Source organism: Pseudomonas khavaziana, from assembly GCF_036704165.1.
Lineage (GTDB): Bacteria > Pseudomonadota > Gammaproteobacteria > Pseudomonadales > Pseudomonadaceae > Aquipseudomonas > Aquipseudomonas khavaziana.
This window is the reverse complement of sequence record NZ_CP129946.1, coordinates 351,522-372,007: the sequence shown is the minus strand read 5'-3', so window position 1 is coordinate 372,007 and position 20,486 is coordinate 351,522. Positions and strand designations below refer to the sequence as shown.

At 58.4% G+C, this 20,486-nt stretch carries 4 protein-coding genes and 1 pseudogene; 2 read left to right on the top strand and 3 right to left on the bottom strand.

From position 1 onward, the window contains the following. The first annotated feature begins 197 nt into the window (after positions 1-197). On the top strand, positions 198-17,261 hold the full coding sequence (locus QYQ93_RS01600) for a retention module-containing protein (protein ID WP_338476135.1): 17,064 nt from the start codon (positions 198-200) through the stop codon (positions 17,259-17,261). Positions 17,262-17,412: 151 nt separating this feature from the next. Then, on the top strand, positions 17,413-17,751 hold the full coding sequence (locus tag QYQ93_RS01595; RefSeq protein ID WP_043051472.1) for a hypothetical protein: 339 nt from the start codon (positions 17,413-17,415) through the stop codon (positions 17,749-17,751). A 16-nt stretch (positions 17,752-17,767) separates the two neighbouring features. On the opposite strand, the pseudogene QYQ93_RS28470 reads toward QYQ93_RS01595, so the two are convergent. The 3 genes and pseudogenes from QYQ93_RS28470 to lapG all read right to left on the bottom strand — a co-directional run. Next, positions 17,768-17,857, bottom strand: a pseudogene (locus tag QYQ93_RS28470) (outer membrane lipoprotein carrier protein LolA); the annotation flags it as partial. Positions 17,858-17,875: 18 nt separating this feature from the next. Further along, positions 17,876-19,822, bottom strand: coding sequence for a cyclic di-GMP receptor LapD (gene lapD / locus QYQ93_RS01590; protein WP_043051471.1), 1,947 nt, complete (start codon positions 19,820-19,822; stop codon positions 17,876-17,878). Between the two features lie 14 nt (positions 19,823-19,836). Then, positions 19,837-20,460, bottom strand: a complete 624-nt coding sequence (gene lapG / locus QYQ93_RS01585) for a cysteine protease LapG (RefSeq protein ID WP_338477234.1) — start codon at positions 20,458-20,460, stop codon at positions 19,837-19,839. Positions 20,461-20,486 lie beyond the last annotated feature (26 nt).

Here is a 20,486-nt window from a genome sequence, read left to right as displayed (position 1 = left end):
TATCAATGTGACATTACGGAAGCGATTGTTTAGGATGGCGGCCATAAGGTCAATACTTTGGCACAAACTAGATCGCTAAAAAATCTAGCCAAATATTTGACGTCAATACATATATAGACTACGCCCTCCCAATTGGCAGTGCTAATAGCGCGCTGCGAAATGGAATTTGTCGAAACGGATCGCCGGAGAAAATTTTAATGAGCAGTGTTGTTGCCATCGTCAAAAGCATTGTTGGTCAAGTTTTCGTTATTTCTCCGGAAGGAACACGTCGCGTCCTTATTGAGGGTGATCGCTTGTTCGCGGGCGACCAGGTCGACACCGGTATGTCGGGCGCAGTAAGCCTGGAACTGGCCGACGGCCGCATCCTGGACCTGGGCCGGGACACCCAGTGGAGCGCCGATATGCCGGACTCCACCGCCGATCTGGCTGCTGCCGCCGAGCAGGCCGCGCCATCGGTTGCCGAGCTGCAACAAGCCATCGCCGCCGGTGCCGACCCGACCACCGAGCTGGAAGCCACGGCCGCAGGTGCAGCGGCTGCCGGTAATGGCGCCGCAGGGGGTGGCCACAGCTTCGTGGTACTGGACGCCACCGCCGGCCGTGTCGACCCGACCATCGGTTTCCCAACCGCCCCTCTCGGCCAGGGCACCTCGACGCTCAACGCGTTGGCCGGCGCACCCGGCACTGCTGATTCCGGCTTGGCGCTGCAGCCCGCGACCCTGTCCCTGAGCGCAACCCCCACCATCACCGAAGCCGGCGGTGTGCTGACCTATACCGCTACCGTTACGCGGCCCTCCACCAGCGACCTGACCGTGACCTTGTCCAATGGCGCGGTGATTACCATCCCGTCCGGCCAACTGACCGGCACCGTCAATGTGCCCCTGGCCCCTAACGACAGCCCCTACATCGATCCAAGCCAGATCAGTGTCAGCGTTACCGGTACCACCGGCGGCGGCAACCTGGTGTTGACCCTCGACCCTAACCCAGCCGTGACGCAGATCACCGACACCATCGACACCACCACCGTGACGCTGACCGCAGGCGATACGGTGACCGAAGGTGGGCAGATCACCTACACCGCCACCTTGACCAACCCGGCGCAGACGCCTGTGACCGTGACCTTGAGCAATGGCTCGGTGATTACCATCAAGGCGGGCGAGTCAACGGGCACCGTGGTGGTCGCCACCCCGGCGAACGACGTCTACAACAACGGTTCGACTGTCAGCACCACCATTACCGGTGCAAGCGGCGGTAATTTCGAAAACCTGGTGCCGAGCACCACGCCTGCGGTCACCACCATTACCGATTCGGTCGACACCACCACCGTCACGCTGACCGCTGGCGAAACCGTGACCGAAGGTGGGCAGATCACCTACACCGCAACCCTGACCAATCCGGCACAAACGCCTGTCACCGTGACCTTGAGCAATGGCTCGGTGATTACCATCAAGGCCGGCGAGTCAACGGGCACCGTGGTGGTCGACACCCCGGCGAACGACGTCTACAACAATGGTTCTACCGTCAGCACCACCATTACCGGTGCAACCGGCGGCAACTTTGAAAACCTGGTGCCGAGCACCACGCCTGCGGTCACCACCATTACTGATTCGGTCGATACCACCACCGTTACCCTGACAGCCGACGGCAACGTCACTGAAGGCGGCCAGATCACCTACACCGCCACCCTGACCAACCCAGCACAGACGCCTGTGACCGTCACCTTGAGCAATGGCTCGGTGATTACCATCAAGGCGGGCGAATCGGCGGGCAACGTTGTTGTCGATACTGCGGCGAACGACGTCTACAACAATGGTTCTACCGTCAGCACCACCATTACCGGTGCAACCGGCGGCAACTTTGAAAACCTGGTGCCGAGCACCACGCCGGCGGTCACCACCATCACCGATTCGGTCGACGCCACCACCGTCACGCTGACCGCTGGCGAAACCGTGACCGAAGGCGGACAAATCACCTACACCGCGACCTTGACCAACCCGGCGCAGACGCCTGTAACTGTCACCTTGAGCAATGGCTCGGTGATCACTATCAAGGCGGGCGAGTCTGTCGGCAGCGTGGTCGTGGACACGCCGCCCAATGACGTTTACGTCAATGGCAGCACCATCAGCACAACCATCACCGGCGCGACCGGCGGCAACTTTGAAAGCCTGGTGCCGAGTACCACACCGGCGGTCACTACGGTTACTGATTCGATCGACACCACCACCGTGACCCTGACGGCTCCGTCTGAAGCTAACGAAGGTGGACAGATCACCTACACCGCTACGCTTTCCAATAAAGCGGGCACTGACGTTACGTTGAAGTTGGATAATGGCTCGAGCATCACCATCAAGGCGGGCGATACTGTCGGCACCGTGACTGTTCCGGCACCGACCGATGACGTGTTCATCGATAAGAGCACGCAGACCGTCCAGATCACTGAGACCACTGGCGGCAACTTTGAGAAGTTAGAAGTTGCAGGCAACGGCGCGACCACCACGATCAACGACACTATCGACAAGGTGGACGTAGTTCTGACCGCCACCACCACCGTCGGCGAAGGCGGCAATATCGTCTACACCGCCAGCCTTGTGGATAAAAACGGTGCGCCGGTGACTAACATCACCAACCCGCTCACCGTCACCTTGGATAACGGTCAGTCCATCACTATCGGCGTGAACCAATCCAGCGGTTCTGTCTCGGTTGTGGCGCCAGATGACGTCTACAAAGGCGACCAAACCGTCACCACAGCTATCACAGGCGTTACTGGCGGTGAGCACTTCGAGAATTTGATTCCAGGTACTGCGGCGGTTAACACCACCGTTACCGATACTCCGAGCACCGACAACACCACGACTGTCACACTGACTGCACCGAGTGCCGTTAACGAAGGTGGCGAGATCACCTACACCGCGACCTTGAACAACAAGGCCGGTACTGACGTCACCTTGAAGCTGGACAACGGCTCGTCGATCACCATCAAGGCGGGCGATACCGTTGGGACGGTAACGGTCCCTGCACCGACCGATGACGTGTTCATCGATAAGAGCACCCAAACCGTTCAGATCACCGAGACCACTGGCGGCAACTTTGAGAAGTTAGAAGTTGCAGGCAACGGCGCGACCACCACGATCAACGACACCATCGACAAGGTGGACGTAGTTCTGACCGCCACCACCACCGTCGGCGAAGGCGGCAATATCGTCTACACCGCCAGCCTTGTGGATAAAAACGGCGCGCCGGTGACTAATATCACCAATCCGCTGACTGTCACTCTCGATAATGGCCAGACCATCACTATCGGTGTGAATCAGTCGAGCGGCACCGCTACTGTTGTGGCTCCGGATGATGTGTACAAAGGCGACCAGACTGTCACCACCGCTATCAAAGGCGTGACCGGCGGCGAGCATTTTGAAAATCTGGTTCCAGGGACCGATAAAGTCACCACGACTGTGACTGACACACCGGGTACCGATAACACTACGACTGTCACGTTGACCGCGCCAAACGCAGTGAACGAAGGTGGTCAGATCACCTACACCGCAACTTTGAGCAACAAGGCCGGCACCGACGTCACCTTGAAGCTGGACAACGGCTCGTCGATCACCATTAAGGCCGGCGATACCGTTGGAACGGTGACTGTTCCGGCACCGACCGATGACGTGTTCATCGACAAGAGCACCCAAACCGTTCAGATCACTGAGACCACTGGCGGCAACTTCGAAAAACTGGAAGTGGCAGGTAACGGTGCAACCACCACAATCAATGACACCATCGACAAGGTCGATGTGATCCTGAGTGCAACCACCACCGTCGGCGAAGGTGGCAACATCGTCTACACCGCCAGCCTTGTGGATAAAAACGGTGCGCCGGTAACCAACATTACCAACCCGCTGACCGTCACTCTCGATAATGGCCAGATCATCACTATCGGTGTGAACCAGTCGAGCGGCACCGCTACTGTTGCGGCTCCGGATGATGTCTACAAAGGCGACCAAACCGTCACCACCGCCATCAAAGGCGTGACCGGCGGCGAGCATTTCGAGAACTTGGTGCCAGGGACCGATAAAGTCACCACGACTGTGACTGACACCCCGGGCACCGATAACACCACTACCGTGACGCTGACTGCGCCAAGTGCCGTTAACGAAGGTGGTCAAATTACTTACACCGCCACGCTTTCCAACAAAGCAGGCACTGACGTCACGCTAAAACTCGACAATGGTTCGAGCATCACCGTCAAGGCCGGCGATACCGTCGGCACCGTGACTGTCCCTGCACCGACCGATGACGTGTTCATCGACAAGAGCACCCAGACCGTCAAGATCACCGAAACCACTGGCGGCAATTTCGAAAAACTGGAAGTTGCAGGCAACGGTGCGACCACCACCATCAACGACACCATCGACAAGGTCGATGTGGTGCTGTCCGCCACCACCACCGTCGGCGAAGGCGGCAATATCGTTTACACCGCCAGCCTTGTGGATAAAAACGGCGCTCCGGTGACCAACATCACCAACCCGCTGACTGTCACCCTGGATAACGGCCAGTCCATCACCATCGGCGTGAACGAATCGAGCAGCAGTGTTTCGGTTGCAGCTCCAGATGATGTGTATAAGGGCGACCAAACTGTTACCACCGCCATCACAAACGTGACCGGTGGCGAACACTTTGAAAACCTGGTGCCAGGGACCGATAAAGTCACCACGATTGTGACTGACACACCCGGTACTGATAACACCACCACTGTCACACTGACCGCGCCAAACGCCGTTAACGAAGGCGGCCAGATCACGTACACCGCTACGCTCTCCAATAAGGCGGGCACCGACGTCACCTTGAAGTTGGACAACGGCTCGAGCATCACCATCAAGGCTGGTGATACCGTCGGCACCGTGACTGTCCCCGCGCCGACCGATGACGTGTTCATCGACAAGAGCACCCAGACCGTTCAGATCACTGAGACCACTGGCGGCAACTTTGAGAAGTTAGAAGTTGTAGGCAACGGCGCTACCACCACGATCAACGACACCATCGATAAGGTGGACGTAGTTCTGACCGCCACCACCACCGTCGGCGAAGGCGGCAACATCGTCTACACCGCCAGCCTTGTGGATAAAAACGGCGCGCCGGTGACTAACATCACCAACCCGCTCACCGTCACTCTCGATAATGGCCAGAGCATTACCATCGGCGTGAACGAGTCCAGCGGCACCGCGACTGTTGCGGCTCCGGATGATGTCTACAAAGGCGATCAAACCGTCACCACAGCCATCAAAGGCGTGACCGGCGGCGAACACTTTGAAAATCTGGTACCGGGCACTACCGCGGTGAACACCACCGTTACGGATACCCCAGGCACTGACAACACCACGACTGTCACGCTGACTGCGCCAAATGCCGTTAACGAAGGTGGTCAGATCACCTACACCGCAACTTTGAGCAACAAGGCCGGCACCGACGTCACCCTGAAGCTGGACAACGGCTCGAGCATCACCATCAAGGCTGGTGATACCGTCGGCACCGTGACTGCCCCCGCGCCGACCGATGACGTGTTCATCGACAAGAGCACCCAGACCGTCCAGATCACCGAGACCACTGGCGGCAACTTTGAGAAGTTAGAAGTTGCAGGCAACGGTGCAAATACCACGATCAACGACACTATCGACAAGGTCGATGTGGTGCTGTCCGCCACCACCACCGTCGGCGAAGGCGGCAATATCGTCTACACCGCCAGCCTTGTGGATAAAAACGGTGCGCCGGTGACTAACATCACCAACCCGCTCACCGTCACCTTGGATAACGGTCAGTCCATCACTATCGGCGTGAACCAATCCAGCGGTTCTGTCTCGGTTGTGGCGCCAGACGACGTCTACAAAGGCGACCAAACCGTCACCACCGCTATCACAGGCGTTAGTGGCGGTGAGCACTTCGAGAATTTGATTCCAGGTACTGCGGCGGTTAACACCACCGTTACCGATACTCCGAGCACCGACAACACCACGACTGTCACGTTGACCGCGCCAAACGCAGTGAACGAAGGTGGTCAGATCACCTACACCGCAACTTTGAGCAACAAGGCCGGCACCGACGTCACCTTGAAGCTGGACAACGGCTCGTCGATCACCATCAAGGCGGGCGATACCGTTGGGACGGTAACGGTCCCTGCACCGACCGATGACGTGTTCATCGACAAGAGCACCCAAACCGTTCAGATCACTGAAACCACTGGCGGCAACTTTGAGAAGTTGGAAGTTGCAGGCAATGGCGCGACCACCACGATCAACGACACCATCGATAAGGTAGACGTCGTTCTGACCGCCACCACCACCGTCGGCGAAGGCGGCAACATCGTCTACACCGCCAGCCTTGTGGATAAAAACGGCGCGCCGGTGACTAATATCACCAATCCGCTCACCGTCACCCTGGATAACGGCCAGAGCATTACCATTGGGGTGAACCAGTCCAGCGGCACCGTTTCCGTCTTGGCACCGGATGACGTCTACAAGGGCGATCAGACCGTCACCACCGCCATCAAAGGCGTCACTGGCGGCGAACATTTCGAAAATCTGGTACCGGGGACCGATAAAGTCACCACGACTGTGACTGACACCCCGGGTACCGATAACACCACGACGGTCACACTGACTGCACCGAGCGCTGTTAACGAAGGTGGCGAGATCACCTACACCGCCACCTTGAGCAACAAGGCCGGTACTGACGTCACCCTGAAGCTGGACAACGGCTCGTCGATCACCATCAAGGCGGGCGATACCGTCGGCACCGTGACCGTCCCGGCGCCTACCGATGACGTGTTCATCGACAAGAGCACCCAAACCGTTCAGATCACTGAAACCACTGGCGGCAACTTTGAGAAGTTGGAAGTTGCAGGCAATGGCGCGACCACCACGATCAACGACACCATCGATAAGGTCGACGTAGTTCTGACCGCCACTACCACCGTGGGCGAAGGCGGCAATATCGTCTACACCGCCAGCCTTGTGGATAAAAACGGCGCGCCGGTGACTAACATCACCAACCCGCTGACTGTCACTCTCGATAACGGCCAATCCATCACTATCGGCGTGAATCAGTCGAGCGGCACTGTTTCGGTCTTGGCACCGGATGATGTGTACAAAGGCGACCAGACTGTCACCACCGCCATCAAAGGCGTGACCGGCGGTGAGCATTTCGAGAACCTGGTGCCGGGTACTACCGCGGTAAACACCACTGTCACCGATACTCCCGACACTGATAACGCCACGACGGTCACGCTGACTGCACCAAGTGCTGTTAACGAAGGTGGCCAGATCACCTACACCGCGACCTTGAGCAACAAGGCCGGTACTGACGTCACCCTGAAGCTGGACAACGGCTCGTCGATCACCATCAAGGCGGGCGATACCGTTGGGACGGTAACGGTCCCTGCACCGACCGATGACGTATTCATCGACAAGAGCACCCAGACCGTCCAGATCACTGAGACCACTGGCGGCAACTTCGAAAAACTGGAAGTGGCAGGTAACGGTGCAACCACCACGATCAACGACACCATCGACAAGGTCGATGTGATCCTGAGTGCAACCACCACAATCGGCGAAGGTGGCAACATCGTCTACACCGCCAGCCTTGTGGATAAAAACGGCGCGCCGGTGACTAATATCACCAATCCGCTGACTATCACTCTCGATAATGGCCAGACCATCACTATCGGTGTGAATCAGTCGAGCGGCACCGCTACTGTTGTGGCTCCGGATGATGTGTACAAAGGCGATCAGACCGTCACCACCGCTATCAAGGGTGTGACTGGCGGCGAGCACTTCGAGAATTTGGTTCCAGGGACCGATAAAGTCACTACAACTGTGACTGACACCCCAGGCACCGATAACACCACGACGGTCACACTGACTGCACCAAGTGCTGTTAACGAAGGTGGCCAGATCACCTACACCGCCACCTTGAGCAACAAGGCGGGTACTGACGTCACCTTGAAGCTGGACAACGGCTCATCGATCACCATCAAGGCGGGCGATACCGTTGGGACGGTAACGGTCCCTGCACCGACCGATGACGTGTTCATCGACAAGAGCACCCAAACCGTTCAGATCACTGAAACCACTGGCGGCAACTTTGAGAAGTTGGAAGTTGCAGGCAATGGCGCGACCACCACGATCAACGACACCATCGATAAGGTAGACGTCGTTCTGACCGCCACCACCACCGTCGGCGAAGGCGGCAACATCGTCTACACCGCCAGCCTTGTGGATAAAAACGGCGCGCCGGTGACTAACATCACCAACCCGCTCACCGTCACTCTCGATAATGGCCAGAGCATTACCATCGGCGTGAACGAGTCCAGCGGCACTGTTTCGGTCTTGGCACCAGATGATGTGTACAAAGGCGATCAGACCGTCACCACCGCTATCAAGGGTGTGACTGGCGGCGAGCACTTCGAGAATTTGGTTCCAGGGACCGATAAAGTCACTACAACTGTGACTGACACACCGGGTACCGATAACACTACGACTGTCACGTTGACCGCGCCAAACGCAGTGAACGAAGGTGGCCAGATCACCTACACCGCGACCTTGAGCAATAAGGCCGGTACTGACGTCACCTTGAAGTTGGATAACGGTTCGTCGATTACCATTAAAGCTGGCGACACCGTCGGCACTGTGACCGTCCCTGCACCGACCGATGACGTGTTCATCGACAAGAGCACCCAGACCGTCCAGATCACCGACGCTTCCGGCGGCAACTTCGAAAAACTCGAAGTCGCAGGCAATGGCGCAACCACCACGATCAACGACACCATCGACAAGGTCGATGTCGTCCTGACGGCCACTACCACCGTTGGCGAAGGCGGCAACATCGTCTACACCGCCAGCCTTGTGGATAAGAACGGCGCGCCGGTGACTAATATCACCAATCCGCTCACCGTCACCCTGGATAACGGCCAGAGCATTACCATTGGGGTGAACCAGTCCAGCGGCACCGTTTCCGTCTTGGCGCCGGATGACGTCTACAAAGGCGATCAGACCGTCACCACTGCGATCAAAGGCGTCACTGGCGGCGAACACTTCGAAAATCTGGCTCCAGGGACCGATAAAGTCACTACAACTGTGACTGACACACCGGGTACCGACAACACCACCACCGTCACGCTGACGGCACCAAGTGCTGTCAACGAAGGTGGTCAAATTACGTACACCGCTACGCTCTCCAACAAAGCGGGCACTGACGTAACACTGAAACTCGACAACGGCTCTTCGATCACCATCAAGGCGGGCGACACTGTCGGCACCGTGACTGTCCCGGCGCCTACCGATGATGTGTTCATCGACAAGAGCAGCCAGACCGTCAAGATCACTGACGCTTCTGGCGGCAACTTTGAGAAGTTAGAAGTTGCAGGCAACGGCGCGACGACCACGATCAACGACACCATCGACAGGGTAGATGTGGTGCTCACCGCCACATCCACCGTTGGCGAAGGCGGCAACATCGTCTACACCGCCAGCCTTGTGGATAAAAATGGCGTCCCGGTGACTAACATCACCAACCCGCTGACTGTCACTCTGGATAACGGCCAAACCATCACTATCGGTGTGAATCAGTCGAGCGGCACCGCTACTGTTGTGGCTCCGGATGATGTGTACAAAGGCGACCAGACTGTCACCACCGCTATCAAAGGCGTGACCGGCGGCGAGCATTTTGAAAATCTGGTTCCAGGGACCGATAAAGTCACCACGACTGTGACTGACACACCGGGTACCGATAACACTACGACTGTCACCCTGACTGCGCCAAGTGCCGTTAACGAGGGTGGCCAGATCACCTACACCGCGACCTTGAGCAATAAGGCCGGTACTGACGTCACGCTGAAACTCGACAACGGTTCGTCGATCACCATCAAGGCGGGCGACACTGTCGGCACCGTGACTGTCCCGGCGCCTACCGATGATGTGTTCATCGACAAGAGCACCCAGACCGTCCAGATCACCGACGCTTCCGGCGGCAACTTCGAAAAACTCGAAGTCGCAGGCAATGGCGCAACCACCACGATCAACGACACCATCGACAAGGTCGATGTCGTCCTGACGGCCACTACCACCGTTGGCGAAGGCGGCAACATCGTCTACACCGCCAGCCTTGTGGATAAAAACGGCGCGCCGGTGACTAATATCACCAATCCGCTCACCGTCACCCTGGATAACGGCCAGAGCATTACCATTGGGGTGAACCAGTCCAGCGGCACCGTGTCCGTCTTGGCGCCGGATGACGTCTACAAGGGCGATCAGACCGTCACCACTGCGATCAAAGGCGTAACCGGCGGCGAACACTTTGAAAATCTGGCTCCAGGGACCGATAAAGTCACTACAACTGTGACTGACACACCGGGTACCGACAACACCACCACCGTCACGCTGACGGCACCAAGTGCTGTCAACGAAGGTGGTCAAATTACGTACACCGCTACGCTCTCCAACAAAGCGGGCACTGACGTAACACTGAAACTCGACAACGGCTCTTCGATCACCATCAAGGCGGGCGATACCGTCGGCACCGTGACTGTCCCGGCGCCTACCGATGATGTGTTCATCGACAAGAGCACCCAGACCGTCAAGATCACTGACGCTTCTGGCGGCAACTTTGAGAAGTTAGAAGTTGCAGGCAACGGCGCGACGACCACGATCAACGACACCATCGACAGGGTAGATGTGGTGCTCACCGCCACATCCACCGTTGGCGAAGGCGGCAACATCGTCTACACCGCCAGCCTTGTGGATAAAAATGGCGTCCCGGTGACTAACATCACCAACCCGCTGACTGTCACTCTCGATAACGGCCAGTCCATCACTATTGGCGTGAACCAATCCAGCGGCTCTATCTCGGTTGTGGCACCGGATGATGTGTACAAAGGCGATCAGACCGTCACTACCGCTATCAAAGGCGTAACCGGCGGCGAACACTTTGAAAATCTGGTTCCAGGTACTGCGGCGGTTAACACCACCGTTACCGATACTCCCGGTACTGATAACACCACGACTGTCACGCTGACCGCGCCTAGCGCGGTGAACGAAGGTGGCCAGATCACCTACACCGCGACCTTGAGCAATAAGGCCGGTACTGACGTCACGCTGAAACTCGACAACGGTTCGTCGATCACCATCAAGGCGGGCGACACTGTCGGCACCGTGACTGTCCCGGCGCCTACCGATGATGTGTTCATCGACAAGAGCACCCAGACCGTCCAGATCACCGACGCTTCCGGCGGCAACTTCGAAAAACTCGAAGTCGCAGGCAATGGCGCAACCACCACGATCAACGACACCATCGACAAGGTCGATGTCGTCCTGACGGCCACTACCACCGTTGGCGAAGGCGGCAACATCGTCTACACCGCCAGCCTTGTGGATAAAAACGGCGCGCCGGTGACTAATATCACCAATCCGCTCACCGTCACCCTGGATAACGGCCAGAGCATTACCATTGGGGTGAACCAGTCCAGCGGCACCGTGTCCGTCTTGGCGCCGGATGACGTCTACAAGGGCGATCAGACCGTCACCACTGCGATCAAAGGCGTAACCGGCGGCGAACACTTTGAAAATCTGGCTCCAGGGACCGATAAAGTCACTACAACTGTGACTGACACACCGGGTACCGACAACACCACCACCGTCACGCTGACGGCACCAAGTGCTGTCAACGAAGGTGGTCAAATTACGTACACCGCTACGCTCTCCAACAAAGCGGGCACTGACGTAACACTGAAACTCGACAACGGCTCTTCGATCACCATCAAGGCGGGCGATACCGTCGGCACCGTGACTGTCCCGGCGCCTACCGATGATGTGTTCATCGACAAGAGCACCCAGACCGTCAAGATCACTGACGCTTCTGGCGGCAACTTTGAAAAGTTAGAAGTTGCAGGCAACGGCGCGACGACCACGATCAACGACACCATCGACAGGGTAGATGTGGTGCTCACCGCCACATCCACCGTTGGCGAAGGCGGCAACATCGTCTACACCGCCAGCCTTGTGGATAAAAATGGCGTCCCGGTGACTAACATCACCAACCCGCTGACAGTCACTCTCGATAACGGCCAGTCCATCACTATTGGCGTGAACCAATCCAGCGGCTCTATCTCGGTTGTGGCACCGGATGATGTGTACAAAGGCGATCAGACCGTCACTACCGCTATCAAAGGCGTAACCGGCGGCGAACACTTTGAAAATCTGGTTCCAGGTACTGCGGCGGTTAACACCACCGTTACCGATACTCCCGGTACTGATAACACCACGACTGTCACGCTGACCGCGCCTAGCGCGGTGAACGAAGGTGGCCAGATCACCTACACCGCGACCTTGAGCAATAAGGCCGGTACTGACGTCACGTTGAAGCTGGATAACGGCTCGTCGATCACCATCAAGGCCGGCGATACCGTTGGAACGGTGACTGTTCCGGCACCGACCGATGACGTGTTCATCGACAAGAGCACCCAGACCGTCAAGATCACCGAGACCACTGGCGGCAACTTCGAAAAACTGGAAGTGGCAGGCAACGGCGCAACGACTACGATCAACGACACCATCGACAAGGTAGATGTGGTGCTCACCGCCACACCTACTGTCGGCGAAGGCGGCAACATCGTCTACACCGCCAGCCTTGTGGATAAAAACGGCGCGCCGGTGACCAACATCACCAACCCGCTCACCGTCACCCTGGATAATGGCAAGACCATCACTATCGGCGTTAACCAGTCCAGCGGCACAATCACCACCGTCGCGCCAAACGATGTCTACAAGGGCGATCAGACCGTCACCACGGCAATCAAAGGTGTGACCGGCGGCGAACATTTCGAAAATCTGGTGCCAGGCACGACTGCGGTGAGCACCACCGTCACCGACACCCCGGGCTCCACCGATCTGACCAGCGTCACCCTGACCGCCCCGACGGCCGTCAACGAAGGTGGCCAGATCACTTACACCGCGACCTTGAGCAACAAGGCCGGCAGCGACATGGTGGTCCAGCTCGATAACGGTTCCAGCATCACCATCAAGCAGGGTGCGACCGTGGGCACGGTGACCGTCCCAGCACCTACCGATGATGTGTTCATCGACAAGAGCACCCAGACCGTCAAGATCACTGGCACTACCGGCGGCAATTTCGAGGGTGTAAGCATCACCCCGGGCGGCGCGACGACCACTATCAACGACACCATTGATGACGTGACCGTTGTACTCAAGGCCACTGGCTCGGTCAGCGAGGGCGGGCAGATCGTCTATACCGCGTCCCTGGTCGACAAGAACGGCGCGGCAGTCAACAACGTTGGCTCCGACCTGGTGGTAAGGCTGGATAACGGCTCCACCATCACCATCGGCAATGGCAAGTCCACCAGCTTCATCACCGCTACCGCGCCTAACGATGCGTATGTCGGCGCCAATGACGTCACCACCAAAATCACCGGTGTAGTCAGCGGTGGCGACAAGTACGAACACTTGATCCTCGATGGCAGCACCGTGGTCACCAAGGTGACGGATGTGGTCAACAACACCACGATCGGCATCACCGGCGACGCGTCGGTGACTGAAGGCGGCACGGCACACTACACCCTGACGCTGAGCAACCCGCCGCTGACCGACGTCACCGTGACGCTCAAGTACAGCGGCACCGCCACCGACGGTTCGGACTTCAATGGCGTGTACACCGTGAAGATCCCGGCCGGCTCCAGCAGCGTGCCGTTTGATATCCGCACACTCGACGACAAGATCACCGAACCAACGGAAAAGATCGTCATCACCATCGACAAGGCCACCGGTGGCAACTTCGAAAACCTGGTGGTGGGCAATGGCAGCGTCAGCACCGACATCATCGACAACGATGCGCCGCCGGTCATCGACCTGGATGCCAACAACTCCAGCGGCGCCATCGGCGCGGACTTCAAAACTACCTTCACCGAAGGCGGCACCGGCGTGTCGATTGCTGACACAGACATCAAGATCACCGACCCGGACAGCACGCAGTTGACCGGCGCCACCGTGGTACTGACCAACAGCCAGCCAGGCGACTCGCTGAATTTCAGCGCGGTGAGCGGTATCAACGTGACCCCGACCACCGACCCTGTCAGCGGCAAAATCACCTTAACCCTGACCGGCACGGCGTCGCTGGCCGACTACATGCAGCAGATCAAGAACATCACGTTCACCAACAACAGCCATGACCCAAGCACCACGCCACGCACGATTACCGTGAGCGTGACCGATGGTGGCAACTACTCCAACGTCGCGACCACCACTGTAAACGTGGTGGCCGTCAACGATGCGCCAGTGGCCACCGGCGGTGCCGTGACCGGTACGGAAGACACCGCGCTGGCCCTCACCTGGGCCAACTTCGGCGTAACCGATGTGGACTCGCCACAAGCCAGCCTGAGCGTGAAAATCACCGAACTGCCGGTAGCAGGCAAACTGCAGTTCCTGGCGGCGGACGGCAGCACCTGGACCAACGTGTCCAGTGGCCAGACCTTCACCAAGGCCCAGATCGACGGCGGCCAGTTGCGCTTTATGCCTAACGCCAACGAATCAGGCGCCGATGGTTATGGCGGCACCGGCATTGGCAACAAACAGGCCGATTACGCGCAGTTCAAGTTCCAGCCTAGCGACGGCAAGGATCTGGGTACGACAGCTACGGTGAAAGTCGATATCACCCCGGTGGCCGACGCACCGACCCTGAACGTGGCCGATAACAACGTCGCCTCGACCGGCCTGGTCAAACAGGGCTGGAACAGCATTGCCGGCCTCGGCAACAACGGCAACGGCGCTGCGCCAGATGTACTGAAAAAAGCCATCGATAACGCCGGTACACCAAACAGCACTTCTGTGGTGACCAACGTCGAATCCGTCGATAACGTCAATGCTGGCTCTGGCTCCAAGATTTCCGGCCTGATCTACATGGAAGCCGGCAAGAGCTACACCTTCAGCGGCATCGCCGATGACAGCGTAGTGGTCAACGTTGGCGGTAAAGACATTGCCAGCGGACTGTGGGGCACCAACAGCGGCAAGTTCAGCGGTTCGTTCACGCCATCGGTCAGCGGCTACTACAGCCTTGAGATCTACCAGGCCAACCAGGCGGGGCCAGGCAGTTTTGACGTCAACCTGTCGGTCAACGGCGGAGCGGTGCAGAACTTGAGCACCAGCACCGTGCCGTTGTACACCGGCATCACCGACCTGAGCAACGCCGGTGTCACCGTGTCCGACCTGCATGGCAGCAACGGCGACGGTTACTACGTGGGCTACAAGCTCAACGAGGGCCAGGAAAACGGCACCGTGAAGCTGTCCAAGGTCACCACGGCGCTGACCGACACCGACGGTTCGGAAACCCTGAGTGTGAAGATCAGTGGCATTCCGGCAGGCTCGGTACTCACCGACGCGTCGGGGCATACCTTCACCGCGAGCAAGACCACGGGCGAAGTCAACGTCACCGGCTGGGATCTGGGCACCCTGACCATCAAGCCGCCGACCTACTACAGCGGCCAGTTCAACCTGACGGTCACTTCAACCTCCACCGAAAGCATCGGTGGTTCGGCCACCACCACCGCGCAATTGCCCGTCACCGTGCACCCGGCGACCTATAACCCGGTTACCGGCACCTCGGGCAGCGACACCATCAACGGCACCGATGGCAACGACATCGTCGTGGCCGACGTCGGCGGCCTGAACGTGGTGCAGGGCAAGAACTACAACATTGCATTCATGATCGATACATCGGGCAGTATGGGCGCGGATTCGATAGCAGCGGCGAAAGCCTCGCTGACCACCACGTTCAACTCGCTGAAAAACAGTATCGGCTCCAGCACCTCTGGCACCGTGAATATCTTCCTGGCGGACTTCAGTGACCAGGTCAATCGCACGGTGACAGTCGACCTGAAAGACCCAGGTGCGTTGGATTCGTTGCAGAAAGTCCTGGATTCCATGGTATCTACCGGCGGGACCAACTACGAAGACGTGTTCAAGGCTGCGTCCAACTTCTTTAAAAGTGCCCAGGCGACTGGCAACACTGGCGCAATCAATACAACGTACTTCATCACCGATGGCCAGCCGACGTTTTACCAGGGGTCCGAGCAGACCAACCCGTACTTGTACGGCAACGTCAGGCTCGATGATGTCGTCACCATGAACAACTACACCATAGGCACCGCCACCCGGATCAACATCGACTCGAGTCACTTAATTGATATCGACTCTGTTGGCAAGGTAACCCTGTGGACCAACAACTGGTGGGGCTGGGGGCAGTCCAGCCCGGGAACAATCCATGCCCAAGGGGATGGCACCTATGAGATATCGGTAAAAGGCGGCCTCGGGTACGATACCGACTACTCCACCACTCTCAACTCCAACAGCGCGTTCGCACTGCTCAAAGGCCTGTCCACAGGTGGCGTAGAAGCCATCGGCCTCAACAGCGGGGTCAGCCTGAATCAGTTGGCACCGTACGACAGCGACGGCAAACCGCAAGCCAACATCGATCCGAAGGACCTGGCCAACGCGATCCTCGGCCACACCGAGGCGACGTTGCCTGGCGCCGACACCGTCATCGGGGGCGATGGCAACGACATCCTCTTCGGCGATCTGGTGAGCTTCAGCGGGATCAACGGTGAGGGTTACAACGCGCTGCAGGCGTTTGTGGCGCAGAAGACCGGCGTAGCCGTCTCTGCGGTGACCGCCTCTAACGTTCACCAATACGTTACCGAGCACTACGTGGACTTCGACGTCTCCGGCGCCAAGGATGCCAACGACACGCTGCTGGGCGGCGCTGGCGATGACATCCTGTTCGGCCAGGGCGGCAACGACCTCCTGGACGGCGGCAAAGGCAATGACATCCTGCTGGGCGGCACCGGCAACGACACGTTGATTGGCGGCCAGGGCAACGACATTTTGATCGGTGGTTCGGGTGCCGATACCTTTGTGTGGAAAGCGGGTGACTTCGGCAACGATGTGATCAAGGACTTCAAGGCATCGGAAGGCGACCGGATTGATCTGCGTGACTTGTTGAAAGGTGAGACCGATAGCACCATCGACAATTACCTGAAGATCACTACGGTAGATGGCGTGTCGACCCTGCAAGTCAGCAGTGAAGGCAAGCTCAACGCTGCCGGTGGCGTGGCCAATGCCGATGTGACAATCAAGCTGGAAGGCAATGATTGGTCCCATGTCAGCATCAACTCGCTGATCACTGGCGCCGACCCAACCATCAAGATCGACCATAGCTAAGATGCAATGGATCGGCCGCCTTCCCAGGCGGCCGATTTTTTTGCCTTATGGGCCGCTGGCCCTGGCGGACGGTGCGTCGCATACTCACGCCCATACACGCAGCGTTGGCCTATGCTGTTGAACGCATGTGGCTCATATTCGAGGGGTTCTTATGTTTTACGTGCAACGTGATGCGCTGGGCGCGCTGGTTCGCGTAGAGGCCGCCGCCTTTACCGAATCCACCGAAACCCTGCCGGCCGATCACCATGAGATCCAGGCCTGGTACGCCAACGAAGTGGTGGAAACCAGCCTGGCCCAGCTCAAGCAGAGCGACTTGGAGATGATCCGGGTACTGGATGACTTGATCCAGGTGCTGACCCGCAAAGGCGTGATCAGCGTGACCGACCTGCCGCCAGCGGCACAGGCTAAGTTGATGGATCGCAACCATGCGCGGGAAGCGTTGGGTGGGTTGAGCCAGTTGATCGATGATGACGAGAAAGGATTGATTTGATCCAGCCGCTCCTACGCACTGTAGGAGCGAGCTTGCTCGCGAAAAGACTCAAATCGCCACGGGGTGTCAGGCTTTGCGCGTTATCGTTGGCGATCTTCGCGAGCAAGCTCGCTCCTACAGGTAATTATTTCCAGGGCGCAGGCTCGCCAAACAGCTGACCCTGCACTCCAAAAATCCCCATCTCACGAATCACCTTCAACTCGCCCTCGGTTTCCACACGCTCGGCAATCAACGGCAGATCGATGCTGTGGGCGGCGCGCTGGATAGCTTCGATAAACAAGCGCTTGTCACTTTCCTGGTCGATGGCACGAATGTAGCTGCCATCGATCTTCAAGTACGCCAGGCCCAGGCGCGCCAGGTTGCCAATCATGCTGAAGCGCCCACCGAAACGTTGCAGGCTGAGAGAGAAACCCAACTCGCGCAGGCGCTGGGTCATCTGTTCCAGCACGTGCTGTTCAGGCAGTTGCTCTTCACCGATCTCCAGGGTGAGGCGCGGGCCCAGGTTGCTGTGCTGGCGTAGCAGATCGTAAATCCGGTTCAGCGCCTGGGTGTCCTGCAAGGTCGCGGCTGAGAGGTTCAGCGCCAGGTTATGGCTGTGGTTGGCCATTTGCTTGAGCACTTGCTCCAACATCAGGCGGTCCAGACGGGCCGACCAGCCAAAGCGTTCCAACCACGGCAGGAAACGCCCGGCCGGTATAGTGTGGCCGTCTTCGTCCTGCAGGCGCGACAGGACCTTGTAGTGCAAGACCAACTGTGTGTCCTGGCTGGCAACGACGGGCTGGAAGTACAGCTCAAAGCGCTGCTGGGTCAGGGCCTGGTCCAACAACCTGTGCCAGGCATGATGATCGTCACCGACGCTGGCGGCAGCGCTGCGGTCCAGGCACACCCAACTGCTGTCGCCCTGCGCTTCGGCCTGGGCCAGGGCCTGGTCAGCCAGGGTCAGCAGGGCTTGAGGCGCATCGCCATGGTTGAACGGAGCCAGGCCAATATAAGCGACCGGCGTAACATCGCTGGCACCGGTCGCTTGCAGGCTGAGCAAGGTGCTTTCAAGGTTTTGCGCCAATTGCAGCGCTTCTTCACGCATCAAACCCGGCGCCAGCACGGCGAACTCGCCGCCGCGGATGCGGGTGACGAGGTTGTGGGTTTCCGGGTATGGCTCGCACTGGCGCAGCAGTTGCTCGCCAACCGCTTGTAGCAACTGGTCGGTGCGCTGGCCGCCCAGGCGCTGGTTGAGCCCGGCAAGGTCCTTGACCCGCAGCAACAGCAGATAGCCGGAATTGGTCTCTTCCGGGTTGCTGACACGGGCGTTGAGCTGCATCTCGAAATAACGTCGGTTGGCGAGGCCGGTGAGGTTGTCCTGATAGGATTCGGTGCGCAGTTTTTCGCTGCGTTCGGCCTGCTCCTGGAACAACGCCTTGAGCTTTTCCACCATCTGGTTCATGGCCTGCACCACTCGTCGCAGCTCGGGAGTGCGTGGCAGATCGGGCAGGCTGAGGAACTCCCGGCGGGCGATGGCGTGGGATTGTTTGACCATATAGTCCAACGGCTTCAACTGCCGGCGCAGCAAAAGCCCACCTAGCACCACACTCACCGCGCCGCACAGCAACAACCAGCCAAGGCTACCCAACGCGCTCTGCCAGAGTTTGGCCAGGGCAAACATCGGATGGCTGACTACCTCGACCCGTGCCGCCTGCTCCCAGCCTCGGCTGACCAGGGCATCACCACCTGCCGGCTCCAGGCCGATCAACTTCACGAACCAGTTGGGCACGCCGTTGTTGTCAGGAATACCGCTGCGCTCGACGATGGTTTTGTCGGTGGCCAGGTCCACTACACGGATGCTGGCGTAATAGCCGCTGTCGAAGATCGAGCTGACCAGCAGTTCCACCATGGCCGGGTCATCGATATTCGGGGTCAGCGACAGCGCCAGCGCCGTCGCCGCATCCTGGGCATGGGAGCGCAGTTGGTTGACGTATTGGGTGCGCGAGCTTTCCAGGCTGACCATGAAGCTGCCGCTGAAGGCGACCACCAGGAACAGACAGATAGCGATCAATAGTTGTTTGAACAAGGACATCCGATCAGTTACTCCTAGTTGGCAGGCTCGGCTGGAAAGCCTTCCGCACGCATTTTTCTCAACACATCCTGCCAGCGCGACAAGCGTTTGGTATCACCGACTTTTTTGTTGCCCTTGGCGCCGGGCAAGTACAGGCCCTCGGCGTTGAATGAGTACACCGGGACCAGATCGGTACGGCGGGTAGCCGGCAGGATTTCGTCCATCAGGCTGTCGAGCACCAGCGGGATAGCGTCGGGGGTCGAATAATAGGTCAGGACCATGTGCGCGCGATTCTGTCGCAAGGCCTTGACGTAGGTGATGCGCAATTTGTCGCTGGACACACCCAGATGACGCAAACTGAAATACTTTGCGATCGCGTAGTCTTCGCAGTCACCGGCCCCCTTCCAAAGGGCCTCGACGGGTGTCTCCCAATAGTCGATGACGTGCCAGAGGTCGATGTCTTCGACGTAGGTCATTTGCTTGTTGAAGAACAAGTTAACCACCTTGAGCTGCTCCGACTCGCTGACCTGTTTTTCAGTCGCCAATAGCCGCTGCCAGGCGTCGATACGCTGCTGGCCTTGGCCCAGCGGCCCGTATACGGCGGTAGCCTTGCGGCTGATCTGCGAGAAATCCCAATCGGCACACAGCCCGCCGAGCATCAGGCCAGCCAATAAAATTGCCGATA

What these genes read in the sequence shown, in the direction of transcription:
- lapD (WP_043051471.1), bottom strand. Translation starts at nt 19,822, where the DNA reads ATGTCCTTGTTCAAACAACTATTGATCGCTATCTGTCTGTTCCTGGTG.
- QYQ93_RS01600 (WP_338476135.1), top strand. Translation starts at nt 198, where the DNA reads ATGAGCAGTGTTGTTGCCATCGTCAAAAGCATTGTTGGTCAAGTTTTC.
- lapG (WP_338477234.1), bottom strand. Translation starts at nt 20,460, where the DNA reads ATGCTCGGCGGGCTGTGTGCCGATTGGGATTTCTCGCAGATCAGCCGC.
- QYQ93_RS01595 (WP_043051472.1), top strand. Translation starts at nt 17,413, where the DNA reads ATGTTTTACGTGCAACGTGATGCGCTGGGCGCGCTGGTTCGCGTAGAG.